We start from the raw sequence: 6,819 nt of genomic DNA, 5'->3' as shown, positions 1-6,819 counted from the left end.
CGCCGCCCCCCCCCGGGCGCGCTCCGCCGCCCGGCGGCCCACCCCCCTCGCGGGGCGCCCCCCCCGCCGCCGCGGGGCGGCGCCCCCCCCGCCGGGCGGGCCCCGCCGCTCCCCCGTGTGTTCCCCCGTCGGCTCTGCCGACCGTGTGGCTTGGGGCTTACCAGCCCTTGGTCACGCGGTAGGCCTTCAGGGATCCGCAGTTCGATCCGTAGGTCCAGGTGGACTGGTTGTCGATGCCCCCGGCCCAGTCCACGCACTTGCCGCGCCCGTCGCCGTACACCGGGCCCGCGTACGAGGTGTACGCGCCGCCGTCCTCGGCCGACTCGTCGGCGCCCTGAACGTACAGGTAGGCGAACATGGGAACCGGCTTGCCCGTGGCGTTCCGGACCGTGACCACGCAGTTCTTGCCCTTGGCGGAGTTGTAGGTGAGGAAGACGGTGCCCTTGGAGCCGATGGGCGCCGAGTTCACCACCTTGTACCCGCTGCCGCACACCCCGTTGTACGAGGCCGTGGCGGCGGCGGACGCCTGGGGCGTCAGGGCCACGGTGCCCGCGATGGCGGTGGCGGCAAGGACCGCGGTGGCGGCCATACGGCGAGAAAGATTCATTTGTCCCCCTTAATGATTCTTCATGGGCGTAGGCGCTGTTTGCGTCTGCCTAGGGAGACATATGGAGATGGTGGATGGTTGTACGCCGTCATGACACGGCTTCCGGCGGCCCGTTGAACGCACGGACCGGGCTTCCCGTACTCCCCGGGACGGGCGAGCCGCCCGTCGCCGCACCGACCCGGAGGGCCGCACCGGATGATCTCTTACCGCACCGCCGCCGTGGGCGCTCTTCTCGGGGCCCTCCCCTGTCTGTTCACGGCGCTGGCCGCTCCGCCCGCGCAGGCGCACGGGGCGCCGACGGACCCGGTGAGCCGGACGTTCGCCTGCTCCCCCGAGGGCGGGGGCGCGGCGCGGTCGGCGGCGTGCCGGGCGGCCCAAGCCGCCAACGGCCCGGAGGCCGCGGACTGGGACAATCTGCGGATCGCGGGGGTGGCGGGCAAGGACCGGGAACGGGTCCCGGACGGAAAGCTGTGCAGCGGGGGCCTGGAGGCGTACCGGGGTCTGGACCTGCCGCGCGCCGACTGGCCTTCGACGCGGCTGTCGGCCGGGGCGGATCTCACGCTCAGCTACCGGTCGACCATCCCGCACACGGGGACCTTCGAGCTGTATCTCACCAAGGAGGGCTACGACCCGACGCGGCCGCTGAAGTGGTCCGATCTGGAGGCGAAGCCGTTCGCCACGGCCAAGGACCCCGCGCTGGTGGACGACGCGTACCACATCAAGGCCACGCTGCCCGCCGACCGGAGCGGCCGTCAGCTGCTCTACACGATCTGGCGGAACACCAGCACCCCGGACACCTACTACTCCTGCTCCGATGTGGTGTTGAGGGCCCCGGCGAAGGGCTCGTCGGGCGCGGCCCCGTCGTCCGAGGCCGCCGCCCCGCCGGCTCAGTCCGCCACGGAGCCCACGGAGCCGTCCCGTGCCGCCGCCACGCCCGCCCGGGCCGCCTCCTCCGCCGCCGACGAGGGTGACGGCAACACCACTCCGGTGCTGCTCGCCGGTGGCGCGTCCGTGCTGGTGCTCGGCGCGGGTGTCGCAGCCACCGTACGACGGCGACGCCCGAGCCGCTGACGGGCCTGGCGGGACCGGCAGGCCTGATAGGCCGTCACCGGTAGCCGTGCCGGGCCGTGACGTGGCGCGGGTAGTAGCGCTCGTCGGGCGCGGGCCGGTACTCCTTCCAGCGCGGGGTGTCGCCGGTGGGCTGGTCGCCGAGGACGGTCACCCGCTGCCCCCTGCGCGGCTCGGTGTAGTCGTTGACGGCCAGGTGCTGGGTGGCGCGGTTGTCCCACATCGCGACGGCGCCGGGCTGCCAGTGGTAGCGGCAGTTGAACCGGGGCGACTCGGAGTGCTCGAAGAGGTACTGGAGCAGGGCGTCGCTCTCCGGGCGGCTGAGCTGCGGGATGTGCGAGGTCCACATCCGCGTCACGTACAGCGAGCGCATGCCGGTCTCGGGGTGGATCCGCACCACCGGGTGTTCGGCGGAGTGCTCACCGGTCTGCGGGGTGTTGAGGACGTGGACGGCGGTGAGGCCGTCGAGGAGTTCGCGCATCGGCTCGGAGAGCGTCTCGTAGACCAGGTACTGGTTGCTCCACATGGTGTCGCCTCCGGAGGCGGGGCACACCTGAAGATGGAGGATCGAGGCGACCGGCGGATTGGGCTGGAAGGTGACGTCGATATGCCACTCGTCGGCCTTGGCGCCCTGGTCCGCGTCCAGCACGACGATTTCGGGGTGGCCGTCGACCTTCGGCAGGAACGGATGGACCTCCAGCTCTCCCAGCCGCCGTCCCAGGGCGATATGCGCCTCCGGGGTGAGGTGTTCCTGGTCCGGGAAGAAGATCACGAGGTGCTTGAGCAGCAACTCATGGATCCGCTCGAAGAGTTCGTCGGTGAGCTCGGTCAGATCGACACCGCGGATCTCCGCGCCGAGCGCTCCGGAGACGGGGGTCACGACCAGTTCGGGAGTGGGCATGGGAAACCGTCCTCACATGGGTTGCGGTCGGCCGGCCGGTGCGGTCGGCACTCGGTGGGCGCGCGGATCGGGGAGAAGACCGAGCTGCTGCAGCCGGTCCAGCAGGGTCAGCGGGCGCGGGCCGAGGCCCGACATGTTGTGGGTGACGGTGTGCAGCAGCCGGGGGTTGGCGCCGGTGTGACGGATGGCCCGGCGGCCCAGGACCCGGCCGCGCCACGACAGATCGGTCACCATCCGCGCCGCGTTGCCGCTGGTCGTGGCCGCCTGGGCGAGCAGGGGCAACTGCCGGTCGTGGTAGTCGCGCAGCGCGCCGTCCACCGCCGCGGCCGACATCTCGCCCGTGCGCTCCAGATGGCCCGACAGCCGCTCGGCGAGGGCACCGGCGCTGGTGATGGCGGTGTTCATGCCCTGCGCGGCCATCGGATGGACGGCGTACGCGGCCTCGCCGACCAGCGCGAGGCCGTGGCCGGCCAGCCGGGGCGACAGCAGCCGTCCGACGGGCAGCGTCTGGCGGCTGTCGAGATGCGCGAGCAGGGGCGCGGTCAGCGGCTCCAGGGCGGGCACCTGGGACAGCGCCCTGGCCGCCCAGCCGGCCAGCTCTCCGCGTGCCGTGACGCCGCGCAGCTCATCGGGCCCGGCCTGGAGGTACAGCCGCAGCCGGCCGCCCGGCAGCGGATAGAGCAGCCGCAGCCCCCGGTCGGTGACATACGCGGAGAAGTCGTCGGCCCGCGCCGCCGCGTCGGCGTCACCGATGTCGAAGGAGACCAGCCGGTGCGGGTAGTCGACCCGCTGGGCCTCGATGCCCGCCCAGGACCGCAGCCGTGAGGAGATGCCGTCGGCGGCGACCACGAGCGGGGCCCGCTCCTCGTGGGCCCTGCCGCCCTCGGCCAGCCGCAGTCCGGTGATCCGGCCGGAGTCGTCGCGCAGTGGCGCCTCCGCGCGCACACCCCGGCGCAGTTCCACACCCGGTCCGAGGCTCTCGGCCAGGGCGGCGAGGATGGCCGTGTGGTCATGGGCCAGCAACCACTGGTCGGGGGCGGGCAGTTGGCCGTAGTCGAGGGACATCAGCGCGGTGCCGCGCGGATCGCGGACGACCAGCCGTCCGAGCCGGACCGCTCCCTGGGCGTCGAGCCGCTTCTCCACGCCCCAGGAGCGCAGCAGGCGCAGCGCGCCCGGCTGGAGCACCTCGCCCTTGGCGATCGGGCGGATCCTCGGCTGCTTGTCGACCACCAGGACATCCAGTCCGAGGCCGCCGAGCGCGCGGGCCGCCGCGAGACCGCCGACGCCCGCCCCGCACACCAGCACATCGGGGTTCATCGGCTGCCTCCTTCGCCAGTGCCGGTTCCGCGGGTGCCAGTTCCACGAGCGGCTTCCACAACCTCCGCGGCCTCCGCCGAGCGGTAGTGGGCGAGGGCCCGCACCGCCAGGCCCGCCGCGATGCCGTCGTCGGCGTAGCGCGCACAGCCGCGGATGTACTCGTTGACCGGCGCCGGGGTCCAACCGCCGTCCGCCCGCTGGGCGTCGACGAGCCAGCGGGCCGCCGCCGCGAGGGCCGGGTCGGTGGGGCTCAGCCCGGCGGCGAGCAGCCCGCGCAGCGCCCAGGCGGTCTCCTCGACGGTGCCCCGCCGGGGGGTGCCCGGCCCGGTGCGCTCCCCCGTACTCCACGAGCCGTCGGGGTGCCGGGTGCGCAGCAGCCAGTCCCTGGCCCGGGTCGCCGCCCGGTGGTGTTCCTCGGTGCGGCCCGCCCGGCTGAGCGCCTCCAGTGCCGCGGCGGTGCCGGGGGTGCCGCCGCGGTACCACATGGCCTCGTACGAGCCGTCGGGGCGCTGCCGGCCGACCAGCCAGCGCACGGCCCTGACCACGCGCGGGTCGTCGGCCCCGGCCCCGGAGTCGAGCAGGGCGCCCACAACCTTGGCGGTCATCTGGGGGCAGGGCCCGAAGCCGCCGGGTTTGCTGTTCCGTACGGCGAGGCTCCAGGATCCGGCCGCGTCCTGGGTGGCGGTCAGCCACGCCAGCCCGGCGCGCACATGGCGGTCGTCCGCGCCGCCGGGCAGCCGCAGCAGGATGGCGCTGGACTCGCCCGTCTCCAGGGCCATCGGCCAGCTGCGCGGGCTGGAGAACCCCCAGTAGCCGGCCGGGCAGCCGAGCGCGTCGAACGGCTCGGGCTGCTGGTGGCGGTGGAGCATCTCACGGGTGCCGATCAGCTGGGGGTCGTCGGCGTGACCGGCCTCGATCAGCGCGGCGGTGGCGAAGTTCGTCCAGGTCACATCGAGGGGCATCAGATCCCAGGAGCCGTCGGGGTTGGCCGCCGAGCGGAGCCAGCGGGCGGCGGCGCTCACCAGGCCGGGCGCCTGGCCGGAGCGGGCGAGGCCCAGGCAGATGAGTCCGGTGAGCCAGGGGTCGGTGCTGAATCCGCCGGTGGCGCCCTCGCGTTCGTACGCGTCACGGACGATGGCCAGGGCCCTCGGCCGGGCCAGCCGGTCCAGGGCGCGGCCGGCCGGGCCGCGGCGGCGGTGGGCGGACTGGGCGAGGGCCTGGCTCGCGTAGATCGGCAGCCGCAGGCTCAGCAGCCGACGGCTGAGGCCGGGGAAGAGCAGCAGTTCCAGGGGGAGTCGGCGCTGGGCGCCCTCGTGGGGCAGGCCGGCGAAGGTGTGGAACTGGCGGATGAGGGCGGTCATCGCGGGTTCCGGGACGGCCGCGGAGCCGCCGAGCTCCTCGAACCGGGCCCGTGCCGCGCGTACGGCCGACGCCGCCCGGCGGGGCGCGAGCAGTTGGAGCGCCGCGGCGGCGAGCGCGGTGGTGAGGGGTTCGGTGGGCACCGAGCGCATCGCCCAGCCGCCGTCGTCCCGCTGGGTCTCGCACAGCCAGGTGACACCGCGTTCGATGGTCTCCGCCGAGCCCTCGGGGTCGGCGAAGTGCAGTGCGGTGAGGGCTCCGGCGGTGTTCAGCGGGGAGGCATGGTGCGCGCCGAAGACGAAGGCGCCGTCGTCGCGGCGGTGGGCGAGGAGTGCCTCGGCACCCGTGGTGACGGCCGTGCCGACGCTCTCGGTCAAGGCGGAAGCGGGCATGCGATCGGACCCTTCTGCTGGTGGCGCGCCGTCTCAGGGGCGGGGATCGGGGAGGGTGGGCCCGCCGTCGGCCAGGGGCGGCGCGGGGAACTCGTGGCGGGATCGCATCCGGCTCTGGGTGATGACGCTGACCGCGAGGAGCGGCGTCAGCAGCGCCAGGGCGGGTGCCGCCCCGGCGCCCGCGGCCACCACCGCCGCGGCCAGCACCAGGCGTTCGGCGACGAGGACGGCGTGGGCGCGCAGCGCCAGCGCGGGGGCGAGGTGCCCCGGTGACCGCAGCAGCAGCCCGAAGGCGCCCGCGCCGCACAGCGCCGCCGCCGACAGCAGTACGAGATACCCGGCCGTGTCCCTGGGCACCAGCCCGGTGGCGGCGCAGGCCACGGCCACGGCGGCCAGATACAGCGCGGCGGCGGTGTGGGTGGCGCGGCGGAGGCCCCGGCGCACCGGCACGGTGGCGTAGCCGCCCTCGCGGTCGCCGTCGACGTCGCGGAGGGTGCCGACGAGGTTGGACGCGGTGTCATGGGCCAGGAACACCAGCGCGAAGGGCAGCGCCCGCCATGGTGGCCACGGCTGGACGGCCATCGCGCCGAAGAGCACGGTGAGCGCGGTCAGCACGCCGCGGATGAGATTGCCCGGCAGGCCCCGCCCCTTGAGGACCCGGCTGTACGCCACGATGCCCGCCATGGCGGCGGCGGCCACGGCCACGGCGCGCCAGTTCGCCCACAGGGCCAGCGCGGCGACGGCCACGATGCAGCCGATGCCCGCGGCCACGGCCGCGCGTGGGCTCAACCGCCCCGAGGGGATGGGCCGTTGGGGCTTGCTGAGCGCGTCGAGGTCACGGTCGTAGTAGTCGCCGAGATAGTGGCCGGCGACCCACCCGAGGGTCGGCGCGGCCCAGGCCACCATCAGCTGCCCCGTGGTGGGGTGCGCTCCGGCGAGCGTGGCTCCGGCGAGCCCGACCAGCCCGGGGTACCAGAGGGTGTACGGGCGCCAGGTCTGCAGATGGGCCAGGAGCGCGGTGCGTGGGGCCGCCACGGCGTCACCGGTCCCGGCTGACCGACAGATCGGCCAGCGGCCCCGGGGGGGGGGGGGGCCCCGGGCGGGGGCGGGGGTGCAAGAAGCAATTTGGGGGGGGGGGCCGGGGGGGGGGCGGGCGCCCCGCCGCCGGGGGGCGC

At 74.9% G+C, this 6,819-nt stretch carries 6 protein-coding genes; 1 reads left to right on the top strand and 5 read right to left on the bottom strand.

Features of this window, described 5'->3' with window-relative positions:
• Window positions 1-157: 157 nt before the first annotated feature.
• Window positions 158-607 (bottom strand): spore-associated protein A, encoded by a 450-nt coding sequence (locus tag ACFXB5_RS29400; protein ID WP_385213173.1) that lies wholly within the window; start codon window positions 605-607, stop codon window positions 158-160.
• Between the two features lie 195 nt (window positions 608-802).
• Between ACFXB5_RS29400 and ACFXB5_RS29395 the strand changes: the two genes are divergently transcribed.
• Window positions 803-1,678 carry a lytic polysaccharide monooxygenase gene (locus ACFXB5_RS29395; RefSeq protein WP_385213171.1) on the top strand — a complete coding sequence of 292 codons (876 nt, stop codon included), beginning with the start codon at window positions 803-805 and terminating at the stop codon, window positions 1,676-1,678.
• Window positions 1,679-1,712: 34 nt separating this feature from the next.
• Here the strand turns inward: ACFXB5_RS29395 and ACFXB5_RS29390 are convergent, their stop codons facing one another.
• From ACFXB5_RS29390 to ACFXB5_RS29375, 4 genes are read right to left on the bottom strand one after another with little or no spacing between them, the layout of a single operon-like run.
• On the bottom strand, window positions 1,713-2,576 hold the full coding sequence (locus ACFXB5_RS29390) for a TauD/TfdA dioxygenase family protein (RefSeq protein ID WP_385213167.1): 864 nt from the start codon (window positions 2,574-2,576) through the stop codon (window positions 1,713-1,715).
• Between the two features lie 12 nt (window positions 2,577-2,588).
• Window positions 2,589-3,893: an FAD-dependent oxidoreductase gene (locus ACFXB5_RS29385; RefSeq protein WP_385213164.1), complete on the bottom strand. Its 1,305-nt coding sequence runs from the start codon at window positions 3,891-3,893 to the stop codon at window positions 2,589-2,591.
• Entirely contained in the window at window positions 3,890-5,644 is a 1,755-nt protein-coding gene (locus ACFXB5_RS29380; protein ID WP_385213161.1) for a prenyltransferase/squalene oxidase repeat-containing protein, read from the bottom strand. The genes ACFXB5_RS29385 and ACFXB5_RS29380 overlap by 4 nt, the downstream gene beginning before the upstream one ends.
• 33 nt (window positions 5,645-5,677) lie before the next feature.
• Complete coding sequence (locus ACFXB5_RS29375) at window positions 5,678-6,679, bottom strand: UbiA family prenyltransferase (protein WP_385213158.1); 1,002 nt, start codon at window positions 6,677-6,679, stop codon at window positions 5,678-5,680.
• Window positions 6,680-6,819 lie beyond the last annotated feature (140 nt).

It is taken from the genome of Streptomyces sp. NPDC059455, assembly GCF_042750115.1.
GTDB lineage: Bacteria > Actinomycetota > Actinomycetes > Streptomycetales > Streptomycetaceae > Streptomyces > Streptomyces endocoffeicus.
The sequence above is the reverse complement of the archived record's forward strand: the minus strand, read 5'-3'. Positions and strand labels throughout refer to the sequence as shown.

Bases quoted from the DNA above. Each gene is read 5' to 3' on its own strand.
- ACFXB5_RS29400 (WP_385213173.1), bottom strand. From the start codon at position 607: ATGAATCTTTCTCGCCGTATGGCCGCCACCGCGGTCCTTGCCGCCACC.
- ACFXB5_RS29395 (WP_385213171.1), top strand. From the start codon at position 803: ATGATCTCTTACCGCACCGCCGCCGTGGGCGCTCTTCTCGGGGCCCTC.
- ACFXB5_RS29390 (WP_385213167.1), bottom strand. From the start codon at position 2,576: ATGCCCACTCCCGAACTGGTCGTGACCCCCGTCTCCGGAGCGCTCGGC.
- ACFXB5_RS29385 (WP_385213164.1), bottom strand. From the start codon at position 3,893: ATGAACCCCGATGTGCTGGTGTGCGGGGCGGGCGTCGGCGGTCTCGCG.
- ACFXB5_RS29380 (WP_385213161.1), bottom strand. From the start codon at position 5,644: ATGCCCGCTTCCGCCTTGACCGAGAGCGTCGGCACGGCCGTCACCACG.